The sequence below is a fragment of the Gordonia pseudamarae genome (assembly GCF_025273675.1).
Taxonomy (GTDB): Bacteria; Actinomycetota; Actinomycetes; order Mycobacteriales; family Mycobacteriaceae; genus Gordonia; species Gordonia pseudamarae.
Map to the genome: position 1 here is coordinate 3584929 of NZ_CP045809.1, position 21743 is coordinate 3606671.

19 protein-coding genes and 1 pseudogene are annotated in these 21743 nt (G+C 67.5%); 11 read left to right on the plus strand and 9 right to left on the minus strand.

Translation table 11 applies throughout. The features are described from left to right. The first annotated feature begins 130 nt into the window (after positions 1–130). From GII31_RS15935 to GII31_RS15945, 3 genes are read left to right on the plus strand one after another with little or no spacing between them, the layout of a single operon-like run. Positions 131–1681: a bifunctional 3-(3-hydroxy-phenyl)propionate/3-hydroxycinnamic acid hydroxylase gene (locus GII31_RS15935; protein ID WP_213244381.1), complete on the plus strand. Its 1551-nt coding sequence runs from the start codon at positions 131–133 to the stop codon at positions 1679–1681. Then, a complete protein-coding gene (locus tag GII31_RS15940) occupies positions 1678–2550 on the plus strand; it encodes an alpha/beta fold hydrolase (RefSeq protein WP_260840029.1) in 873 nt (290 codons plus the stop codon). The genes GII31_RS15935 and GII31_RS15940 overlap by 4 nt, the downstream gene beginning before the upstream one ends. Further along, the gene (locus GII31_RS15945; RefSeq protein WP_213244383.1) at positions 2547–3614 is read left to right on the plus strand and encodes a VOC family protein; all 1068 of its coding nucleotides are present in this window, start codon (positions 2547–2549) and stop codon (positions 3612–3614) included. Before GII31_RS15940 ends, GII31_RS15945 begins: the two co-directional genes overlap by 4 nt. A 138-nt stretch (positions 3615–3752) precedes the next feature. On the opposite strand, the gene dmpG is transcribed toward GII31_RS15945, so the two are convergent. From dmpG to GII31_RS15965, 4 genes are all read right to left on the minus strand, one after another. Further along, entirely contained in the window at positions 3753–4763 is a 1011-nt protein-coding gene (gene dmpG, locus GII31_RS15950; RefSeq protein ID WP_213244384.1) for a 4-hydroxy-2-oxovalerate aldolase, read from the minus strand. After that, the gene (locus GII31_RS15955) at positions 4760–5734 is read right to left on the minus strand and encodes an acetaldehyde dehydrogenase (acetylating) (RefSeq protein WP_213244385.1); all 975 of its coding nucleotides are present in this window, start codon (positions 5732–5734) and stop codon (positions 4760–4762) included. The genes dmpG and GII31_RS15955 overlap by 4 nt, the downstream gene beginning before the upstream one ends. Positions 5735–5746: 12 nt before the next feature. Next, positions 5747–6550: a 2-keto-4-pentenoate hydratase gene (locus GII31_RS15960; protein ID WP_213244386.1), complete on the minus strand. Its 804-nt coding sequence runs from the start codon at positions 6548–6550 to the stop codon at positions 5747–5749. A gap of 314 nt (positions 6551–6864) precedes the next feature. After that, positions 6865–7500 carry a TetR/AcrR family transcriptional regulator gene (locus tag GII31_RS15965; protein WP_407649829.1) on the minus strand — a complete coding sequence of 212 codons (636 nt, stop codon included), beginning with the start codon at positions 7498–7500 and terminating at the stop codon, positions 6865–6867. A 138-nt stretch (positions 7501–7638) separates the two neighbouring features. Between GII31_RS15965 and GII31_RS15970 the strand changes: the two genes are divergently transcribed. The 3 genes from GII31_RS15970 to mhpA are packed head-to-tail and all read left to right on the plus strand — an operon-like array spanning position 7639 to position 11349. Further along, positions 7639–8778, plus strand: coding sequence for a VOC family protein (locus tag GII31_RS15970; protein ID WP_213244388.1), 1140 nt, complete (start codon positions 7639–7641; stop codon positions 8776–8778). Beyond that, a complete protein-coding gene (locus GII31_RS15975) occupies positions 8775–9722 on the plus strand; it encodes a fumarylacetoacetate hydrolase family protein (RefSeq protein WP_213244389.1) in 948 nt (315 codons plus the stop codon). The genes GII31_RS15970 and GII31_RS15975 overlap by 4 nt, the downstream gene beginning before the upstream one ends. After that, entirely contained in the window at positions 9715–11349 is a 1635-nt protein-coding gene (mhpA, locus tag GII31_RS15980) for a bifunctional 3-(3-hydroxy-phenyl)propionate/3-hydroxycinnamic acid hydroxylase MhpA (RefSeq protein WP_213244390.1), read from the plus strand. The genes GII31_RS15975 and mhpA overlap by 8 nt, the downstream gene beginning before the upstream one ends. A gap of 12 nt (positions 11350–11361) precedes the next feature. Here the strand turns inward: mhpA and GII31_RS15985 are convergent, their stop codons facing one another. Next, positions 11362–12123: an ABC transporter ATP-binding protein gene (locus GII31_RS15985; RefSeq protein ID WP_213244391.1), complete on the minus strand. Its 762-nt coding sequence runs from the start codon at positions 12121–12123 to the stop codon at positions 11362–11364. Beyond that, positions 12120–13211: an ABC transporter permease gene (locus tag GII31_RS15990; RefSeq protein ID WP_213244392.1), complete on the minus strand. Its 1092-nt coding sequence runs from the start codon at positions 13209–13211 to the stop codon at positions 12120–12122. The genes GII31_RS15985 and GII31_RS15990 overlap by 4 nt, the downstream gene beginning before the upstream one ends. Before the next feature lie 152 nt (positions 13212–13363). On the opposite strand from GII31_RS15990, the gene GII31_RS15995 reads away from it, so the two are divergent. Together GII31_RS15995 and GII31_RS16000 are read left to right on the plus strand one after the other, a co-directional pair. Next, positions 13364–14554, plus strand: a complete 1191-nt coding sequence (locus GII31_RS15995; protein ID WP_213244393.1) for a sensor histidine kinase — start codon at positions 13364–13366, stop codon at positions 14552–14554. Continuing rightward, entirely contained in the window at positions 14551–15171 is a 621-nt protein-coding gene (locus GII31_RS16000; RefSeq protein ID WP_213244394.1) for a response regulator, read from the plus strand. The genes GII31_RS15995 and GII31_RS16000 overlap by 4 nt, the downstream gene beginning before the upstream one ends. Positions 15172–15693: 522 nt before the next feature. Here GII31_RS16000 and GII31_RS16005 read toward each other — a convergent pair. Then, the gene (locus tag GII31_RS16005; RefSeq protein ID WP_260840031.1) at positions 15694–16521 is read right to left on the minus strand and encodes an SDR family oxidoreductase; all 828 of its coding nucleotides are present in this window, start codon (positions 16519–16521) and stop codon (positions 15694–15696) included. Between the two features lie 137 nt (positions 16522–16658). Between GII31_RS16005 and GII31_RS16010 the strand changes: the two genes are divergently transcribed. Beyond that, the gene (locus GII31_RS16010) at positions 16659–17495 is read left to right on the plus strand and encodes a helix-turn-helix transcriptional regulator (RefSeq protein ID WP_213244396.1); all 837 of its coding nucleotides are present in this window, start codon (positions 16659–16661) and stop codon (positions 17493–17495) included. A 102-nt stretch (positions 17496–17597) separates the two neighbouring features. After that, positions 17598–17873: a nuclear transport factor 2 family protein gene (locus tag GII31_RS16015; RefSeq protein ID WP_213244397.1), complete on the plus strand. Its 276-nt coding sequence runs from the start codon at positions 17598–17600 to the stop codon at positions 17871–17873. 165 nt (positions 17874–18038) lie between these two features. Here the strand turns inward: GII31_RS16015 and GII31_RS16020 are convergent, their stop codons facing one another. Next, the gene (locus tag GII31_RS16020) at positions 18039–18932 is read right to left on the minus strand and encodes an SDR family oxidoreductase (RefSeq protein ID WP_353735613.1); all 894 of its coding nucleotides are present in this window, start codon (positions 18930–18932) and stop codon (positions 18039–18041) included. 12 nt (positions 18933–18944) lie between these two features. Next, positions 18945–19664: pseudogene (locus GII31_RS22640) on the minus strand (SDR family oxidoreductase); the annotation flags it as partial. Between the two features lie 676 nt (positions 19665–20340). Between GII31_RS22640 and GII31_RS16030 the strand changes: the two are divergent. After that, positions 20341–21735: a Na+/H+ antiporter gene (locus GII31_RS16030; protein ID WP_213244399.1), complete on the plus strand. Its 1395-nt coding sequence runs from the start codon at positions 20341–20343 to the stop codon at positions 21733–21735. Positions 21736–21743 lie beyond the last annotated feature (8 nt).

The window sequence follows — 21743 nt, forward strand, 5'->3', positions numbered from 1 at the left end:
GTGATCACTACAGCATCACTGAATCGCCGCGGCGCCCCGTGCGAGTCGCCTTCGGTCCAAACTATCGGGCTCGTGTTCAGCCGGAACACGAGCGGGTTCGGTGGCCCCGGTCCAACATCAGGAACAGAACGTGAGCGAGACAGACTCCATTTTCGACGTGGCGATCGTGGGCTACGGCCCCACGGGCGCCACCGCGGCGAACATTCTCGGACAGGCAGGGCTGCGGGTCGTAGTCCTCGAACGCGACCCGGACATCTACGGACGGGCCCGCGCCATCTCCACCGACGAGGAGGTCATGCGCATCTGGCAGAGCGTCGGACTGGCCGACGAACTGCAGGAAAGCATGCTTCCCGGCGGGGTCGTCGCTTTCGTCGACGCCGACGGCCGGCCGTTCTCCGAGGTCAGCCCACCCTCCCGCGGAGCAGGTCATCCAGCTCAGCAGTTCATCTATCAGCCCGCCGTCGACGGCGTGCTCCGCAAGGGGGCCGACCGGTTCCCCAACGTCACCATCCTCACCCGGCACGAGGCGCTGAAGGTGAAACAAGACGGGGAGTCCGTCGAGGTGCTGGCCGCGAACCTGGTGACCGACGAGTTCGTCCGGATTCGCGCGTCGTATGTGATCGCCGCCGACGGCGGGTCGTCGGCGATCCGCGGAATCCTCGGCGTCGGGTATGCGGGTAAGACCTTCTCCGAACGGTGGGTCGTCATCGACACCGAAGTCCTCCAGGACTGGCCGGGCAGTTCGCGCCTGCGGTTCCACTGCAACCCGAAACGGCCGGCCGTCGACTGCCCCACGCCGCTCGACCATCATCGGTGGGAGTTCCCGGTCCGCGCCGACGAGGACGAAGACGAACTGGTCAAGGGCGAAAGCATCTGGCGGGTCCTCAACGATCAGGGCATCACCGACCAGCAGGTGAAGATCCTGCGCGCGGTGATCTACAGCCACCACGTGCGTTTCGCCGACCGGTGGCGAGTGGGCCGGGTCTTCCTCGCCGGCGACGCCGCGCACGCGATGCCGCCGTGGATCGGGCAGGGCATGGCTGCCGGCGTCCGCGACGCCGCCAACCTGTGCTGGAAGCTTGAGGCCGTGATCCGGGGAAACCTCGACGAGTCGGTGCTCGACAGCTACCAGACCGAACGTGATCCGCACGTGCGGGAAACCACCGATCACGCGGTGTTCAGCGGTCGCCTCATCACCGAACGCCGCGAATGGGTGGCCGCGATCCGCAACGTCACGATGCGCGGCCTCAATCGAATCCCCGGCTTCGCCAAGTGGATCGTCGCCACACACTGGATTCCCAACGCGCACTACCCCAAAGGCTTCGTCCACCCCACCGCACACAAGGCACGCGGTTGGCAACTCCCACAGCCCGACGTCATCGACGACAACGGCACCACGGTGCGGTTCGACGATACGCGCGGCAAGGGGTGGACCGTCCTCACCACATCGGCGACGCCACGCCCGACGGCGTGGAGTGACGTGGCCGTACCCACGATCATCGTCGCGAACCGCCCCGGGACGCCGGGCAGCATCGTCGACGCCACCGGGATCCTGACCACCTGGCTGCGTGAGCACGACGCCGAGACGGTCGCGATCCGGCCCGACGGATTCGTGTACGCCGCAGCATCCCCCGGCACACCCCTACCCCCACCCCCCGGCTCGATGAAAATGGCGTCATGACAGTCGAACTGACCGCCAGCACCGTCACCGTCAACGGTGACACCGACATCCACTACGTCGAGGCGGGTTCGGGAACTCCCGTCGTCATGCTGCACGGTGGCGGCCCGGGTGCCTCCGGTGTGGCCAACTACGGCCGCAACATCGATGCTCTCGCACAGCATTTCCGGGTCATTGTGCCCGACATGCCCGGATACGGGAAGTCGAGCAAGAACCTCGACCAGGCGGACCCGTTCGGTTCACTCGCCGACGGAATCCGCGGGCTGCTCGACGCGCTCGACATCGACACCGCCGACCTGATCGGCAATTCCTACGGCGGTGCGTGCGCACTGCGGTTGGCGTTGGACTCCCCGCACCGCGTCCGCAAGCTCGTCCTGATGGGGCCGGGGGGGATCGGCACCACGCGCGGTGTACCGACCAGGGGACTGAACTGTCTGCTCGGCTACTACACCGGCGACGGACCGTCGAGGGACAAGCTCGCCGACTTCGTCCGCACCTATCTCGTCTTCGACGGGGGCGCCGTCCCCGACGAGGTGATCGATGAACGGTACCGGGCGTCGATCGATCCGGAGGTCGTGGCGAATCCGCCGCTGCGCCGACCATCTGGTCCCGGGGCTCTCAAGACCGTGTGGAAGATGGACCTCACCCGCGATCCGCGGCTGACCCACCTGCACACACAGACGTTGATCCTGTGGGGAGCCGAGGACAAGGTCAACCGCCCGGCAGGCGGCTATCGTCTCCACAAGACCCTCCCCAACGCCGATCTGGTGATGACCGCCGCGACGGGGCACTGGTTGCAGTGGGAACGGGCGGACCTGTTCAACAGGCTTGTCATCGACTTCCTCACCGCAACCGATGGAGGACTGCGATGATCACGGCCTATTCGCCGACCGGCACCACCACCGCGGGCTTACCCGCCGCACCCGCGCCCCCGGATTCGTCGATCTTCGGACGAGTTCATCTGGGCTACATCGTGATCGAGACTCGCAAGTTCAGCGATTGGGAACGCTTCGGTCGCGACGCGATCGGGCTGCACGTCGACACGCCGACCGGCGATGTACTGCGGTTTCGGCTCGACGACCACAAAACCCGATTCCTGTTGCGGCGTGGCCCGGCCGAGGACGTCATGGCAATCGGCTGGCAGATCGACGACCACGAATCCTTCGACGGCGTGCTGGCCCGGGTGATCGCGCACGGTGTGCCGCTGGTCGAATTGCGACCGGAGGAGGCCCAGCTACGCGGAGTGGAACGCGCCGTCCGATTCCCGGGGCCCAATGGTCTTGTCCAAGAATTGTTCACCCGCGCGCACACCACAACCGAGCCGCTGGTCGCGGTGGCTTCGGGCGGATTCGTGACCGGCGAATCGGGTCTGGGGCATGTCGCCGTCGTCACCAAGAATCCGCACCAGATGCGGGGCTACTATTCCACTGTCTTCGACGCCCGCCTCTCGGACTACATCGATGAGACGATCAGCGGCGCCCGCATGAAGATCCGGTTCATGCGGGTCAACGAACGTCATCATTCGATCGCGATCGCCAATATGCGCGACGCACCACTGAATCCGGTCCGAACCAGGGTGCAGCACCTCAATATTCAGGTCACCGAACTCGACGACATGATGCAGGCGTACCAGCGGACCAAAGAACTGGGCTTCGGTATCACCATGTCGATGGGACAACACACCAACGACAAAGAACTGTCCTTCTATGCCCGCACACCGTCCGGTTTCGAGTGGGAAACCGGCTGGAATCCGATCGTCATCGACGAGAACGCGTGGGAACCGACGACCCATCAGGGCATCAGCATCTGGGGGCATCGGCCCGAGGTGGACAAGTTCGTCAACGCATTCACGCGCGTCCGAGAGGCCGTGGGCAATCTCGGACACCACGAGGACCCGGTGGCCGCGCTGAGCGGTCCCGGTATCGCCGACGACTGATCCCGAGCACCATGACCGTCGAGCTGGGAGCTCCGGTCAGGACACGACCGTTACCTTCACGACGACCAATCAGCGTGAAAGCTCCCTCACCGTGACGCTGATCGCGTCGGCGTCCTTGGCCGGTCGCCGTTCGGGCCACTACCTCGTGAGATCGAGTGCGATGTCGATGAGCATGTCCTCCTGGCCGCCCACCATCCCACGCCGCCCGGCTTCCTCCAGCAGGCTGCGAGCATCGACGTCGAAGCGTGCGGCGGCATTCTCGGCGTGGCGCAGAAAGCTGGAATACACCCCGGCATAGCCGAGGGTGAGTGTTTCGCGGTCTACGCGGACCGGACGGTCTTGCAGCGGCCGGACGATGTCGTCGGCGGCGTCCTCCAGTGCATGCAGGTCGCAGCCGTGCTCCCAACCCATTCGGGCGGCGGCGGCGATGAACACCTCCAACGGCGCGTTACCGGCGCCCGCACCCATCCCGGCCAGGGAGGCGTCCACGCGTGTCGCGCCGTGCTCCACCGCGACAATCGAATTCGCCACACCCAAACTCAGGTTGTGATGAGCGTGGATACCGATGGCGGTGGCCGCATCCAATGTCCGGCGGAGCGCGTCGACCCGGCTCGCGATATCGGGCATCGTCATCGCACCGCCGGAATCGACAACGTACACGCAGGTGGCGCCGTAGGATTCCATCTTCGCCGCCTGCTCCGCCAGGTCCGCGGGGGTGATCATGTGACTCATCATCAGGAATCCGACGGTGTCCATACCCAATTCGCGGGCGGCCGCGATGTGCCGGGCGGAGATGTCGGCCTCGCTGCAGTGCGTGGCGACACGCACGATACGCGCACCGGCGCGGTAGGCATCCTTGAGATTGCCGACCGTACCGATACCGGGGAGCAGCAACGTCGCCACCGCGGCGTTGTCGACCGCACCGGCAACCGCTTCGATCCATTCGAGGTCGGTGTGCGCGCCGAAACCATAGACACAACTGGACCCGGACAGCCCGTCGCCGTGGGCCACCTCGATGGAATCGACGCCTGCCCGGTCGAGTGCGGTGGCGATGGCGACCATCTGCTCAATCGAATACTGGTGGCGGACGGCGTGCTGGCCGTCGCGCAGGGTGACGTCGCTGACGTAGATCTGTGGTGAAGGATTCATCGGTGTGCTCCCGACCGGGTGGTTGCGTTGGCGTGGCGTGCGATTCGTTCGGCGGTCGCCATGGCCGCGGAGGTCATGATGTCGAGGTTTCCGGCATACGCGGGCAGGTAGTGGGCGGCGCCGGTGACTTCGAGCACGACCGTGGCCCTGGTACCCACGAACTTTCCCGTTTCAGGGATGAACAGTGGGTCGTCGACGCCGAAGGTTTCGAACTGCACGTCCTGTGTAAGCCGGTAACCGGGCACATACGCGTGCACCCGCGCCACCATCTCCTGGACCGATTTCTCAATCGCATGATGGTCCGGCGATCCCTCGACGAGACAGAAAACGGTGTTACGCATCATGATCGGCGGATCAGCCGGGTTGAGAATCATCACCACCTTGCCCCGTCCGGCGCCGCCGACAGCGCACAGCGCCGCCGACGTGGTCTCGGTGAACTCGTCGATGTTCGCGCGGGTGCCGGGACCTGCCGACAGCGACGAGATCGCCGACACGATCTCCGCATAGGCCACTGGTGCCGCCGCGCCCACGGCGGCGACGATGGGGACCGTCGCCTGCCCACCGCAGGTGACCATGTTGAGATTGGGTTCGTCCAGGTGTTCATCGAGGTTGACGACCGGCACACAGTAGGGGCCGATCGATGCCGGGGTGAGGTCGAGGACTCGCACCCCGCTGTCCTTGAGTGCGGCCCAGTTGGCCCGGTGCGTACCGGCCGAAGTCGCATCGAATACGAGCCGGACGGCGTCGAAATCGGGAAGGGCCAACAGTCCCTCCACTCCGTCGGACACCGTGGTGATGCCGAACCCGCGCGCACGGGCCAACCCGTCGGATGCCGGGTCGATACCGACCATGGCGGCCACTCGCAGCGGTCCCGCCCCGGCGATGATCTTGAGCATCAGATCGGTGCCGATATTGCCGGAGCCGATGATCGCAACCGGGTAGTCTCCCGGCGCGGATACGTTGTCGGACATGATTCTTCTCCCTCAGGCGAAGTGGACGGAGACGGTGCCGAGGCCGGCGAGCTGGGCCGATGCCGTGTCACCGGTGTCCACAAAAGAGGCGCCGGTGATCGAACCGGACATGACGAATTGTCCGGCCTCGATTCCGGTACCGAAGGGCGCCAGCGCGTTGACCAGCCAGGCCACCGCCGCGGCCGGATGACCCAACACCGCCGACCCGAGCCCGGAGTCGATGGTCACGCCGTTGACGGCAAACGAGGCCGCGACGGTGCCGAGCGAAGCCACGTCCTTGATGTCCACCCACGAGCCGAGCACCACCATCCCGGAGCTGGCATTGTCGGCCACCGTGTCGGGCAGGGTGATTCGCCAGTCGGCGATCCGGCTGTCGACGATCTCCAGTGCGGCGGCTACGTATTCCGTTGCGTCCAGAACGTCGTCGATGGTGACGCCTGGACCCGACAGCGGTCGTGACAGACGGAAAGCGATCTCCGGCTCCACCCGCGGAGCGCACATACGCGACCTCACGATTGTCCCGCAGTCGGGGACGAGCATCGAGTCGAGGATGTATCCGAAATCCGGTTCGTCGACGCCGAGCAGCTTCTGCATCGGCTCGGAAGTCAGGCCGATCTTGCGACCCACCAACGTGGCCCCGGCGGCCAACGCACGGCCGAGATTGATCTGCTGGATCGCGTAGGCGTCGGCGACCCCGAGCGCGGGATTCCGCTCGGTGAGCGGCGGAACCGGACGTGCTCGGATCAGGGCTTCATGCAGGCTCTCGGCCAACTGCTCGATCGAATCGGTGCCGGCTCGAACGGATGCGTCACTCATTGCGGGCGCTCCTCAGGGTCGGGTTGAGTAGCCCCCACCTTAATGTAGTGACCGCTACACTAACAAGTGTGAGCCGCGGCCACTCGGCATACCGGAGAGCCCTCGGACGCAGACACTCGATTGATCGCGCTCAACCATCTCCCGCGGCGCGCCGTCGAACGTCGACACGGCGCCGGCCGAGACATGCGCGGCCTCGCTGCGTCACCCGGGCCGCGGCCGCCGACCACACCACGATCGCGATTGTCCGGCAGGCCAACACGGAGTACAGGTGCCACCTGGTGGCACCTGTACTCCAGCCAAAGCACGTCTCTATATCAAGCTGGATCCGGCAGCGACCGGTCGCAGAGTTGTTCGGCGTCGGCAGCGCTCATCCCGAAACCGCGCAGCAGGGTGCGGGTCACCGCGTCGGTGATGACAGCGTCGTCCCGGTCGGGGTGATCATGCAGGAACTGCCCCAACGCCACAACACTGCCGACCACCCCGATCATTGCGACGTCCAGGTCGGCGACGTCGAACCGGCCCGCGGCGGCGGCGGCTCCGATGTCGCGGCGGGCACGTTCGGCCAGACCACGCTCGGCGTAGGCCAGACCCCCTCCCGCCCGCAGGATGGCCAGACTCAGTTCGGGTAGCCGGCGGTGCATGCGTCCGGTTAGCCGAAAACTCTGGGTGAACGCTTCGGCCGGGTCGTCGAGGTCGGCGCAGTAGGCGTCCATCATCGCGCCGTGCGCATCAAGTGCCGCCAGGACAGCGGCCTCGAACAGCTCCTCCTTACTGGAAAAATGGTTGTAGAAGGAACCCATGCCGACGTCGGCGGCCGTGGTGATCTCCAGGACCGGCACGTTCTGGCGCCCCTCGGCCAGCAGTTTCTGCGCGGCACCGATGAGCGCGGCACGAGTCGCGGCTTTGCGCCGGTCGACACGAGTCGGCGTCGCCTCATTCCCGATGGCCATCGACATCTCCTCCGTCATCCACCTCGATGCTAGCGAACATCATTTATGACGATTTCGTCAGAATCCCTTGACCAACCCTGGGCTCATATGTGACGATTTCGTCAGTTAGTAGTTGTCTCTGCGAAAGGTGGTGCGGCAATGCCTGTCGACCACGACGTCCACCACGGACTGCACGTCGATCAGGGCGCGCTGCCCGGCGAGCATCCCGGCAGGCACCCCAATCCCGTGATCAAAGCCACCGGGCTGGCCTGGCTGGAGTTCGAGAAACCCGACCTGCCCAGGACCGCGGCGTTCGCTGCCGATTTCGGTTTCACACCTACCCTGCACACCGACGACGAACTGCATCTGCGTGGCTCGCTACCCGGGCCGCCGTGTGTGATCGTGCGCAAAGGCCGTCGGTCGGTCTTCCGTGGCCCCGCGTTCCACGCCGCCGATCACGACGACCTGCTCCGGCTGTCGAACCGGTTGGGCATCGCACCCCGGCCACTGCCCGATACACTCGGCGGCATCGCCGTCACCGCCGCCGACCCCGGCGGCGCCCGGGTCCGCGTGATATCGGGGGCGATCACTCACCCGGCGCTCCCCGATGCAACCGCCGAACGGCAGTACAACTTTCGCGACCACCCCGCCCGGGTCAACACCACCCAACGCGCCCCATTGGCACCGGCGCAGGTGCAGCGCATCGGACATATCGTCCTGCAATCGAACCGCTACCTGGAAACCCTGAACTGGTACCTCGAACATCTCGGGCTGATCGTCAGTGACTTCCTGTTCTACCCGGGACAACGCGCCCGGGGACCGGTGATGAGTTTCATCCGCTGCGACCGCGGCGACACGCCCGCCGATCACCACACTCTGGCGATGACGCTCGGGCCGTCGAATCGCTATGTGCACTCGGCATTCCAGGTTGCCGACCTCGATACCCTTGCTCGTGGTGGCGAATTCCTGCGTGGCCGTGGCCATTACCGGTCGTGGGGCATCGGCCGGCACATCCAGGGAAGCCAGATCTTCGACTACTGGCGCGATCCGGACGGATTCCTGGTGGAACACTACGCCGACGGCGACCTGTTCGACTGCTCACTGAACCCGGGCTGGGCACCGATGACCGCGTCGGGTCTGGCGCAGTGGGGACCACCGGCCACCGCCGACTTCCTCGGCGTCAAGCCAGGAACCAGATCGATGAAGGAGGTGCGTTCGATCCTGAGCGCCCTTGCAACCCCCGACAACGAATTCGACGCCGAACGCCTGCTCGGCCTACTGAAGGTACCCAACGCATGAGCATCTCCGTCCTCCGCACCGCCGACGCCTGGTGGGTGCTCACCGACGACGCCACCGCCGCCCGCCGCGTCGACACCGCCGCGAGCACCACCGCCGAACTTCTCACCGACCGTACCGCCGTCGACGCCGCCGCATCGGGCACCGGCGACCTCACCGACGTCGCGCTCCTCGAACCGATCTCACCGGTGAGCGCGCCGTGCCGGATTGTCGCGCAGATGACCAACTTCCGGTCGCACATAACCGATTCGGGAATGAACCCGGACACCGTTCCACTGACGTTCTTCCGCAAGACGTCCGGGTCGATCTCCGGACCGTACGATGACATCGTCAAACCCGTACACGTGACACTCCTCGACTACGAGATCGAGATCGGTCTGGTGTTCGGCAAGTCGCTCCCGGTCGGGACACCGGTCACCAGGGAAGTCCTGGCCGAGTACGTCGCCGGTGTCGTCATCGCCAACGATGTATCGGCGCGCGACCTTCAGCTGCCCAAAACCCAGTTCTACGAGGCCAAGTCGTATCCGACGTTCACTCCGCTCGGGCCGCGGCTGGTGTTGCTGGAGGCCGGAGAGTTGGACCGGTTCGGCGATCTGCACCTGACGCTGCGAGTCAACGGTCAAGTACGCCAGGACATGGTGATCGGTGACGACATCGTGTTCTCACCTTTGGCGGCGGTAACCGGACTGTCGGGCTTTCAGCGACTTGACCCGGGCGACGTCCTGCTGACCGGCACCCCCGCCGGTACCGCGCTGAGTGCGCCGGCAAAGGTCGTGGAGATCATCGGGTCGCTGCTGCCGCCGCACGTCAAGTGGAAGACCTTCTTCGACAGGCAGAGCAATAATCCGAAGTATTTGCGGGACGGAGACGTCGTGGAACTCACCGCCGCCACCGCCGACGGCGCCCTCGATCTGGGTACTCAGCGCACGGTGGTCAGATATGCCTGAATCAACGGTCGACACAACGGTTCTGATCGTCGGTGCGGGGCCGACCGGACTCACCGCCGCGGCGCTGTTGGCCGACCTCGGGATCGCGTCGACGATCGTCGAACGGTGGCCGGGTATCTACCCGCAGCCCCGGGCCGTGCACCTCGACGACGAGGTGCTGCGCATCCTCGGTCACATCGGTGTCGCCGACGCCTTCGCGGAGATCTCGCGTGCCGGGCATGGTCTGCGTCTGGTGGACGCGCAACTGCGGACGCTCGGCGAGTATCGACGGGACCAACCGGTCGGCCGGCACGGCTTTCGCAGTGCGTCGATGTACGACCAGCCCGACTTGGAGGCGGTACTGCGGGCGGCGGTCGCCGAGCGCGACCTGGTCACCCTCGTCCCCGACACCGAGGTACTCGATGTCCTCATCGAAGGTGACCGGGTCCGGGTGCTCACCGCCGGCCGGGTCTCCGGCGAGCGGCGCGTGCTGCGTGCACGTTACGTGATCGGCTGCGACGGAGCCAACAGTATCGTGCGCAGCAAGATCGGAAGCCGTTGGCAAGATTTGGGTTTCACCCAACGCTGGCTGGTCGTCGACATCGACACGCCCCGCGACCTGCACGCGTGGGACGGCGTCTATCAAATCTGCGACCCCGACCGGGCCGGCACATTCATGCGGATCGGCGACACCCGGTACCGGTGGGAATTCCGGCTGCACGACTCCGAAACCGCCGACCACTACCAGGACCTGACCACGCTGGCACCACTGCTGGGGCCGTGGCTGGGCGACGACCACACCGACGTGAGGCTGGTGCGCAGCACCGAGTACACCTTCCGGGCGCGAGTCGCCGACCGGTGGCACGACCGCCGAATCCTGCTGGCCGGCGACGCCGCACACCTGACACCCCCGTTCATCGGCCAAGGTCTCGGCTCAGGACTCCGGGATGCACACAACCTCGCCTGGAAGCTCGCGGCCGTGCTGAACGGGACACTCGGCCCGGACGCGCTCGCCAGCTACCAGGCCGAACGCAAACCACACACCGTCGGCCTCATCCGGCTGGCGATGACGGTCGGGGTCATCATGACCAGTGGCGGAAGAACCGGAAACACTTTGCGCCGCGTCATCGTACCTCGCACCCAGTACGTTCCGTCACTGGCCGCCAAGGCTGTCGACAGCACGACCGCGCCGCTGCCGCCGTCGGCGTTCGTTCGCCCGCGGTCGGCCGCCGCCCTGCCCGCCACACTTCGTCCCGCAGTCGCGCATCTGTCGTCGCGGCAACTGGCCGGCACCCTGTGCCCCAATGCCCTTGTCGACGGCGAAAGCCGTTTCGACGACATCGTCGGCCCCCGATTCGCCCTGGTCACCCTCGATCCACCCAGGTCGGACCAGCGAACCGAACTCTCCCGACGCGGCACGGACGTCATCGAATTGGAACCCGGATCATCTCTCGGACAATGGCTCTCGGACGCCGGCCAGCGAGCGGCAGTAGTTCGTCCCGACCGGTATGTGATGGTCTCCGGAAAATCCGTCGCCGCAGTGTACACCTACGCCCCGCAAACAGCCGTCAACAGCAACACCGCGTACGCCGGATGCGGACCGCCGACCCCCCGGGTTCCCCGCCGGCAAATCCCCGATGCGGGTTGACATATCGCATTCTCATCCACAACAGCACACCATCTCCCTCCCGCGCTGTCGTACTCGGCGCGTGGTGGCGGGCAGGGCGGCGACCGAGGTGGTGATCCGGCCATCGACGACGGCGACGAGGGCATCGAGGGCATCGCGGTGGATCAGGTCGTGGGTGACGAGCAGTGTGGCCGTGCCACGCTCGTGGGTAAGCCGCGCGATGAGCTGCATGATCTCGGCACCGCGCTCCTGATCGAGGGCGCTGGTGGGCTCGTCCACCAGGAGAACCTCAGGGTCGTGTACGAGGCCGCGGGCGATCGCGACCCGCTGGCGTTGCCCGCCGGAAAGCTGGTGAGGGTGTTTGTCGGCGTGCTCGGTGAGGCCCACCGCATCGAGCAACTCCCCGACACGGGCATCGATCTTCACCCGCCTGTTCCGGACGGCGGCCCCGCCGAGCCGGGCCATGACCTGCAACTGCTCACGCACGGTCAGCGCGGGGAGCAGGTTGGACTGCTGGAAGACGATGCCGATGCGCTCGCGGCGCAGCGTGGTCGCGGCGGTCCTCGACAGCTGGGCGGCGTCGACAGTGTCCGTGTCGTTGCCGATGAGGACGCCGCCGGAGTCGGGGCGGATCAGGGTCGCGGCGACGGCCAGGATGCTGGACTTGCCCGATCCGGAGGGTCCGGTGATGCCGGTGACGGTGCCGTTGTCGCCGCGGAGGGTGACATGGTCGACGGCGGTGATGCGGTTCTGGCCGTCGGGGAAGGTGAGGGTGACGTCCTGCAGTTCGATCATCGGTTGCTCCCGAGGGCGGTGAGCGGGTCGGCCTTGGTGACCGAGCGCAGCGCGAACGCGGCTCCCGCGAGACCCAGTACCGCCATCACGGCGGCCGGGGCGAGGGTGGTCAGCGGGCTGACGATGAACGGCAGCGCCCGACCCGCGAGCATGCCGAGGCCGAGCACGGCGGCGAGTCCAACGCTGATCCCGGCGGCCAGGACGATGAGAGCCTGGCCGAGGGAGTCTCGTATAAGTGAACCGGTGGTGGCGCCGAGCGCCTTGAGGACGGCGATGTCGCCGGCGCGCTGCATCGTCCACACGGTGAAGAACGCACCCACGACGAGGGCGGAGATGCCGAACAGCATGGCGATCATGAGCCCGAGCGATCCGATCTCGGACCGGAACGCCTCCAGCGCGGTCAGACTCGACAGTCGTGTCTGGGCGACCGTGCCGGTCTCGGAACCGATGGCCGCCCAGTCCGCGTCGCCGGTGACGGCGAGGACGGTCGCCTCCCCGGTGCCGCCGACACGCTTGCCGGCCGCACTCCACGCGTCCAGCGACATGACGGCGACCGGGGTGTGGCTGTACCAGAGGTCCCCGCCGATGGAGGCGACGGTGAAGTCGGTACCGGTGATCGAGATCGTGTCACCGACCTCAACGCCGAGGTCCTCGGCCGCTCCGGCGGAGAGACCGACCTCGTTGTCGTGGGCGGGGGTGAGGTCGACCAGCGGGCCCGATCCGGTGCCCGAAGCATCCGGCGGTAGCCCAAAGAGCGCGACACCGGTCGGGTCGTCGGTGCCGTCGGCCGATGCGCGCGACTGGACGATCCCGACCCGTGTCACCGACGTGACCCCGTCAGCGTGTTCCCACGCCCGCACGGTGTCCGGATCGAGGGAGGAGGTGGCGTAGCTCGGTGCGCTGCTCTGGGGCTGCTGCAGCACGAGACGGTCGCCGGGCAGGTGTAGCACGGAGGAGATGTTCTGGGCGGCAAGCCCTCCGGTCAGCCCCGAGAGGAACCCGACGAGCAGGGTGATCAGGGCGACGACGGCCCCGATGAGCAAGAACCTGCCACGGGCGAACCGCAGCTCTCTCCACGCGACGAACACGATGAGTACCTTTCCCCTCGCGCACTCTGCACGAGCCACCCCTCAACCCTCGTCTCCGGAGGCAAGGGCCGGCATCGCCCGAATCATGGGATTCGCGGTCAACCTTTCGGTTGATGGCCGGGGAAACCGACTCGCATAGGCTGGGGATTGTCATGCCGCACTCCACCCTCGCCCCGGTGTTCACCGGTCTCCGGCTCGGCCTGCACGCTCTGCTCATCGGGCTCGCGGGCTTCGCCGTGCTGCGCGCATTCGTCGTCTCGTCCCCGGCCGCCGTATGGGTACTGACTGTCGGGATCGCATTCGTCGCGGTCTACCTCACCGGCGCCGGGGCCGCCCGCGCGCTCCGGACGAAGATCCCGCGGCGCGGCTTCGCCGTCGGCTGGGCGGCGGCGCTCACGCTGCTGTGGGCAGTGCTGACATGGTTGAGCCCCGAGGGCGCCTACCTGGTCTTCCCCCTCTTCTTCCTCTACCTTCACGTCCTGCCCGGCCCGCGCGGGGTCGCGGCGATCGTGGTCACGACCGCGTTCGCGATCTTCGCGCTAGGCCTGCACCTCGGCTTCAGCGTGGGCGGGGTGATCGGCCCGCTCATCGGCGCCGGCGTCGCCCTGCTCATCGGGCTGGCCTATCGCGCGCTCACCCGCGAAGCCGAGGAACGCGAACGACTCCTCACCGAACTGATCCACACCCGGCAGCAACTCGCCGACACCGAGCGCGAACAGGGCGCGCTGGCTGAGCGGGCACGATTGGCCCGCGACATCCACGACACCGTCGCCCAGGGGCTCTCCTCGATTCAGATGCTCCTGCGGGCCGCCGAACGCGACACCCCCGAACCCGGCGCCGGGTATCTGAGAACGGCCCGCGAGGCCGCGGCCGACAGCCTCGTCGACACGAGGCAGATCATCCGCGAACTCACCCCCGCCCGTCTCGACGACGGCCTCGCCGCCGCGCTGCGCAGGCTCGGCCAGGAGCAATCCGACCGCGCATCGGTCCCGATCGAGGTGACCGCCGAGGACCTCGCCCTCCCGATGGGCACCCAGACCGCACTGCTGCGCATCGCTCAGGGTGCATTGTCCAACGCGATCCGTCACGCGAACGCCACCCGGATCACCATCGCACTCGCCGCAGACGACGCCGTATCACTGGTGGTGCGCGATGACGGGCACGGCTTCGATGTGTCCACCGCGGTCGCTGACTCCCCCGAGGCCGGCTCGTTCGGACTGCACGCCATACGCGAGCGGGTCGAACAACTCGACGGCACCCTCACCATCACCTCGGCCCCCGGCCACGGCAGCGAGGTCACCGCCCGGCTGCCGCTCCCGACGGAAAGCAGGACACGGCCATGATCCGGATCGTGCTCGCCGACGATCACCCCGTGGTGCGCGCGGGGTTGCGTGCGATGCTTGCCGGTGACCCCGATCTCGACCTGATCGGCGAAGCCGCCACACCCGACGACGCCGTCGCCCTCGTGACCGACCTGAGGCCGGACGTCGTGCTCATGGACCTGCAGTTCGGGACGGCGGAGACCGGTGCCGATGCCACCCGCCGCATCCGCGCCCTACCAGCACCGCCGGCGGTGCTGGTGCTCACGAACTACGACACCGACGGTGACATCCTCGGCGCCGTCGAGGCCGGCGCGAGCGGCTACCTCCTCAAAGACGCCCCACCCGATGAGCTGATCGCCGCGATCCGCGCCGCCGCCGCGGGAGAGACCGCCCTGGCCCCCGCGATCGCGGGCCGCCTACTCGCCCGGATGCGCTCACCGCGGCCCGGCCTCAGCACCCGCGAGCTCGAAGTTCTGCGCCTCGTTGCCGGCGGCGCGACGAATAACGACATCGCCACGCGCCTGCACATCAGCGAAGCGACGGTGAAATCCCACCTCGTGCACATCTACACCAAACTCGGCGTCTCCTCCCGCACGGCCGCTGTCGCCACGGCCCGCGACTCCGGCCTGTTCCGGTAAACCCACGACGCCCCGCCGCCGGCCGGAGAACGACTCCATGGACGCGTTGTTTCCGGCTGCGCCGGCGCGGCCCATCACGCCGACCATATCGTGACGGTTGGGAGCGTGGGGCTGCCGCAACAACCGGCACATCCACCACGGCACGGGCGGCGGCGGCGGCTGGTACCAGGCCGACGGCGAAGAGCCCGTGAGCCCGTGAGCTCGGTGCCGGGCACGGTGAACGCATGAGCATCCTGGATGAGACTTACACCTAGTCCTGGACCGCTCTGAGTATGGCCAAAGACGTGTACACCGACTGGCTTCCACGCCGGAGTCGTCTACCTCGGCGACCGCGCGTTCGTGGACGGGGAGAAAATCGGTGCGACCGGCCTCTGTGGCTCTGGCGGCTTCGCCCTCCCCACCCGTCGGGAGGTGACGATCCGCCGTGGACGGTTCGATCCTTCCCGTATCCACGAAGCAGCCGACCTCATTCCTCAGCGCGCAGCGCGGTCGCGACGGCGACCGCGGTCCGGGCGGCCGGGGTCAGCCGCCGAGGGTGTAGCGTCCGGTGGCGATGGCGGCGATGACGCCTCCGTCGATCAGGAAGTCGGCGCCGGAGATGAACCTTCCGTTCTCGCCGAGCAGTAGCGCGGCCAGTTCGGCGATCTCGGTGGGGGTGCCCATACGTCCGGCTGCGCTGGTGGTGATCATGTTCTCGTAGCCGGCCCGGTTGGGTCCGTCCATCTCCTGGATGGCGAGTGGGGTGCAGATCACTCCGGGACTGATCGCGTTCAGCCGGGCGCCGCGGTCGGCCCAGGTGACTGACTCCGCCTGGACCCGCAGCGAGTTGGCCCGCTTGGCGACGCCGTACGCCATGCCGGGGTCATCAATCGCGGCGATGAACTCGAGGTCGGCCAGCTCCGCGGCGGGGGTGACGCGCAAGGAATCTGCCAGGTCGGCGGAGAGCGGATCGCCCATATGGCCGGCCTGGCTGGCGATCACGACACCGGCACCACCGTCGGCGATGACCTTGCCGAACTGCTCCAGGACGTGAGCGGTGCCGATCAGATCGACCGCGATGATCTTCTGTGCGGGCGCGAGGTTGGGCGAGACCCCAGCGGTGTGGATCAGCGTGTGCACATCGCCGAGCGCGGCGGCGTCGGCGGCCAGTGTGGCCACCGAGGCGGGATCAGAGGTGTCGACCACGTGGGTTGTCACCCGGTAGCCCTCGCCGGTGAGGAGGGTCGTGGCGGCATCCAGATTGGTCCGGTTGATGTCGGCCAGCACAATGGTGCGGTCCTGGGCGACGCGGCGGGCGATGGCCAGACCCATCGAGCCGGCTCCGGTAACGACGACGACTTGGTTGTTCATTCTGTTCTCCTCGGGTTGACTCGTCGATCGGCTCCGTTCGGACGGGAGCGGCGACACCTTCAAGGAAACGCGTTTGCCACCGGCGTCTGGAAGGTCGTGCTGATCCGTGTCCTGGCAGGGCACCCTAAAGTGAGGTCATGACGGGCGGCGACATAGGTGAGTTCCTCCGGTCGCGGCGCGCCGCGGTGAGCCCCGAGGATGCGGGTTTCGCGGTCAGTGGTCGCCGGCGCGTGCCGGGACTGCGTCGCGAGGAGGTTGCGCTGCTGGCCAACGTGAGCGTCGATTACTACAACCGGATTGAGCGCGGCCAGTTGGCGGGGGTGTCCGATCAGGTGCTGGAGGCGATCGCGGGTGCCCTGCGGCTTGATGAGTTTGAGCGCCGCCATCTGCTCGACCTGGTCGATCAGGGCCGGGCCGGGATATTGGTTTCGCAGCGGACGCGCTCGACCACTGTGCTGCGTCCGTCGGTTCGGGCGATGGTCGAGCAAACCCGCGGGGTGCCCTGCTTCGTCCAGAACTCGATCGTAGACATCCTGGCGATCAACCCGTTGATGCTGGAGTTGTACCGTTCCGATACCCCCAATGCAGGCTCGACGGCGAACTACCCGAGGGAACTGTTCTTGAACCGGGCGTCCAAGGATTCGTGGTGGGACTGGGACCAGCGAGCCTGGGAGACCACGGCCATGCTGCGCTATGCGGTCGGCCGGTACCCGGTCGATGAGGACCTCAATGCGCTGATCGCCGATCTCAACGAGCAGTCGCCGGAATTCCGGCAGTTGTGGGCGTCACACGAGGTCAGCTTCAGTCGTAGCGGCACGAAGCTCATCCGTCATCCGGTCGTCGGAGACGTCGAGGTTGACTACGAGGCGATGGAACTGGGCGGAGACGAGGGTTTGCTGCTGTTTGTGTACTCGGCCTCGCCCGGATCAGCCGGGCGCGCCGCACTCGACCGGTTGGAAGCCGCGATCGAGTAAGAGGTGCACCGGTGGTGCCTGGCTCAACCGTCCCTTCCGGACGTCCACGCCACTGGGCGTCCGTACTCGCCGACGACGTGGAGACGCTGGATCGTCTCCTCGATGACGGCTTCACAGCCACTCAACATCAGCGGCTACGTCCAGCCGAAGGACGAATGGCTCGCCGACATCAGCAGCGGGCAGATACAATACCACTCCAGCGAAGAGGTGGCATGGGAACTGACCATCGATGGCGACACCGCGATCATCGAGAGTCGCACCAGCATCGATGCCACCATCTACGGGACCCGCCGGGTGTGGAACCTCACCGGCACCGCCCGCCTGGCCAAAGTGGATGGTGAATGGAGAGTCATGCAATCCGTGGCCGGCACATTCTGACAGAGGAACGGGTGGATGGTCTTACCGGCCAGGGCCCCCGCTCGTGGGATCGGCCTTCGCGAGCATCAGCAGGTCGGCGTTGTTCGTCGCCGACGCCCGGTTGCGGACGAGGATCTGGCCCGGGCCGGGCTGGGGCCCGGCGTCTCGGCCAGGACCCGCTCCTGATTACTGGCTTCCTCCGGCGATCCGTGACAGATCGTCGCGGAACCGTGCGGGCTCGTCATCCACCGGCACCGTGTTGGTGTCCAGGACGCCGTCCAGCGCCCCGGGTTCGTCGGGACGGAGCGCAGCGAACACCGCGGCGAGGTCGTCCTGCTCCGCACCCCTCTCCGCGGCGAGCTCGAGGGTCTTCCGGTTCGCGGGGTCGGAGCTCAGGCTGTCGACGAGCACTCGGGCGATCTCGTCGCGGGCGATGACGCCGTCGGCGGGTCCGCCGGACTGGGCGGTGTCGCCCTGGCGCATGACGATGCGACGCTGGTCGGCGTCGTTGTAGTCGAACCAGCCGGGGCGGACGATCGTGTAGTCGTTGCCACTGGCCCGGACGAGCCGCTCGCCGCGGCGCTTCCAGGCCGCGTAGGGGACGCCGGGACGGGTGGTGCCGACGGCCGTCATCAGCGCGATCCGCACCGGCCGGCCGGCGAGCGCGGCGAGCACGTTCGCGACGCCGGCGTAGTCGATGTCGCGGACGTCGGACTCCCGGGTGCTCGAGCCGTGTGTGAAGACGATCGCGTCGACGTCGTCGACGGCCGCGTCGAGCGTGTCAGGACGGGCGAGGTCGCCGACGACGAACTCGACTCCGTCCGGCAGCAGGCGCTCGGCTCCGTTGCGGTCGCGGACGAGGGCGCGCACGTCGTAGCCCTGGCGGAGCGCCTCGGAGACGGCGTGGCGGCCGATGCTGCCGGTCGCGCCGACGATGAGGGCCGTGGAGTTCTCGGGCGTCACTGTCAGTCCTTCGGGGTCGGGGCCTGGCCGGAGATCGAGCCGTAAAAGAACGACGCGGTGCCGCCGCCTGTCGATGAGGACGTCACTGCCGGTGATGAACGCGCCGCGCTCGGTCATGAGCAGTTCGCCGACGGTGCCGATCTCGTCCGGGGTGCCGGCGCGGCCGGCGGGGGCGAGTTCGATCATCCGTCGGTAGCCGGCACCGTTCGCGCCGTTGAGCTCGTCACGGGCGAGTGGGGTGATGACGATGCCGGGGCTGATCGCGTTCACCCGCGCCCCACGCTCGCCCCAGCGCACGGCCTCGGCTTGCACGCGGAGCACGTTGGCGCGTTTGGAGACCTGGTAGGCGTGCAGGCCGTCGCTGAGCCGACCGGCCTGCAGCATCGGCAGGGCGAGCAGCTCGTCGACGGGCGTGGTCGCCGGCGCCCGGTCCTGGTCCACAGACAGCGCCGGGAGGCGATGCCCGGACTACGAGGAGATGACGACGGCGGATCCGCCCGCGGCGATCACGCGGCCGAACTCCTCGAGGACGAGGGCGGTGCCGTACAGGTCGACGTGCAGGATCTGGGCGATGCTTGCTTGGCTGGCCGAGACTCCGGCGGCGTGGATCACGCCGGTGACCTCGCCGAGGCCGGTGGCGGTCTCGGCCAGCGCGTGCACCGAGTCGCGGGAGGAGACATCCACCACGGCGGTGCTCGTCTCGAACCCCGCGTCGGCGAGCACCCGCGCAGCGGCGTCGGCGTTCTCCTGGCGCACGTCGGCCAGCAGCACATGCTTGCCGGAGCCCACCCGGCGGGCGATGGCCTGCTCGATCAGACCCGCCCCGATGGCGACGATGACACTGGTCATGATGTTCCCTCTGTCCCCTTTCGATCTGTGAGGTCCGAAGCGATCCCCGCCTCGTCCATCCCTGCCCTCACATCCTCGTCCGGCGGTGAGCGCCGTTACCAGACACCGTCAGTACCTCCCTTCGACGTGTGCGCCTCAGCGAGTGAACTCCTCGAGCTGAACTACGAGCCGATGGAACTGACGGCCGACGCCGGCCTGACGATGATCATCTACAGCGCGGAACCCGGCAGCCCATAGGCAGATACCCTCGCGCTGCTGGCAAGCCTGCACGCTGACCGGCCGGCGCAGCGGAGCCTCGACGACTCACCGCGCCCCTCCTGAGACCGTCTCGACCTCACGGAACGACCGGGGACGGGCGCTCGCACTCACCCAATTCCACTGTTTCGACATCTATGTCACGCTGAGCGGCGTCGTCCGACCCGTCGATCAGGCATCGACGGGTCGGACCTTGCCACGTCGGCGGGTTCCCGGCCGATGCCGGTGCGCACAGGGATACCCGTGGTACCTGGTTCACCTGTTCGACCGGGCCGAGGATTGATGGGGCGGCCACGGGACGTGGCGACTGCGGCTGACGATGAGGTTCGAGCGGACGCCGGACGGCCATATCGCACAGGACACCGTCGCCTCGACGTGGTGATCCGCCCGGTTGACTGATGGTGATGGACAGGAGCCAGGAATGGACGGACTGGAGGTCACGGTACTGCTCGGGGCAGCGGTCCTGGCAGGGACGCTCCTCGCGCCGCGGTTGCGGATCGCGACGCCGCTCGCCCTGGTGGTGCTCGGCATCCTGCTTGCCTTCGTACCGGAGGTGCGAGACGTACAGCTGCCGCCCGAGACGGTGCTCCTGCTGTTCCTGCCGGTCATGTTGTTCTGGGAGAGCCTGACCACCTCGCTGCGCTCGATCCGGCGCGACCTGCGCGGGATCGTCCTGTTGAGCACCCTGTTGGTGGTGGCGACCGCCTTCGCCGTCGCAGGCATCGCGCACCTCATGGGCCTGCCGTGGGAGGCCGCGCTCATTCTCGGTGCAGCGGTCGCGCCTCCGGACGCGACCGCGGTGGCGGCGCCCGGCCGGATGCTGCCCCGGCGCAACTTCACGCTCCTGAAAGCCGAGAGCCTCACCAACGACGGCACGGCGCTGGTGGTCTACGCGATCGCCGTCGGGCTCGCGACCGGCGGGTCTTATACGCCGCTGGACGTCACGGCGATAGTCACCCTGTCGTACGTGGGCTGCATCGCCGCCGGCGTCGTGGTCGGGCTGCTCGCCGTCTCGGTGATGCGGCGACTGACGGAAGCGCTGGTGATCAACATCGCGCTCCTGCTCGTACCTTTCACCGCGTTCCTGTCAGCGGAGCTGATTCACGCCTCCGGTGTGCTGGCGGTCGTTACCTCCGGACTGATCGTCGCCTACGCGGGCCCGCGGATCAGCACCGCGGCTTCGCGCGCCCAGACCGAGGCGGTCTGGCCGCTGGGATCGACCCTCCTCAACGGCGCGCTCTTCGTGCTGATCGGCATCGAGGCGCAGGTTGTCGTCCGCGACATCTCCGCCGAGACCGTCGGCCGGCTCACCGCCATCACGATCGCAGTGTGGATCATCCTCATGGTGGTCCGCTTCGCTTTCGAAACGCTGAGCATCACGGTGATCCGGCTGCTGGATCGACGCCCGTCCCAGCGGCAACGCCGCATGACCTATCGCGCCCGCATGGTGAGCTCCGCAGCGAGCTTCCGAGGCGCGGTGTCCCTGGCGATCGCCCTCGCCGTGCCCGTCACGACCGACGCCGGCGATGCCCTGGCCGGGCGGGACGAGATCGTCTTCGTCACCGCCGGAGTGATCCTGCTGACCCTGCTCGTGCAGGGCCCACTCCTCCCGGTCATCGTGCGCTGGGCGCGCCTGCCCGAGGACGCGCAGGAGCAGGAGGAGGAGCAACTCGCCGAACGAGCATTGAGCAGCGCCGCCGTCGCGGCGATCGACGAGCTGGCCGATGAACTCGGCATCGGCACGCACGCGCGCGAGCAGCTCCGCCAGGACTACCACCGACACCTCGAGTTCACGAAGCCCCCGCTAGATGGTTGATTCCTTGA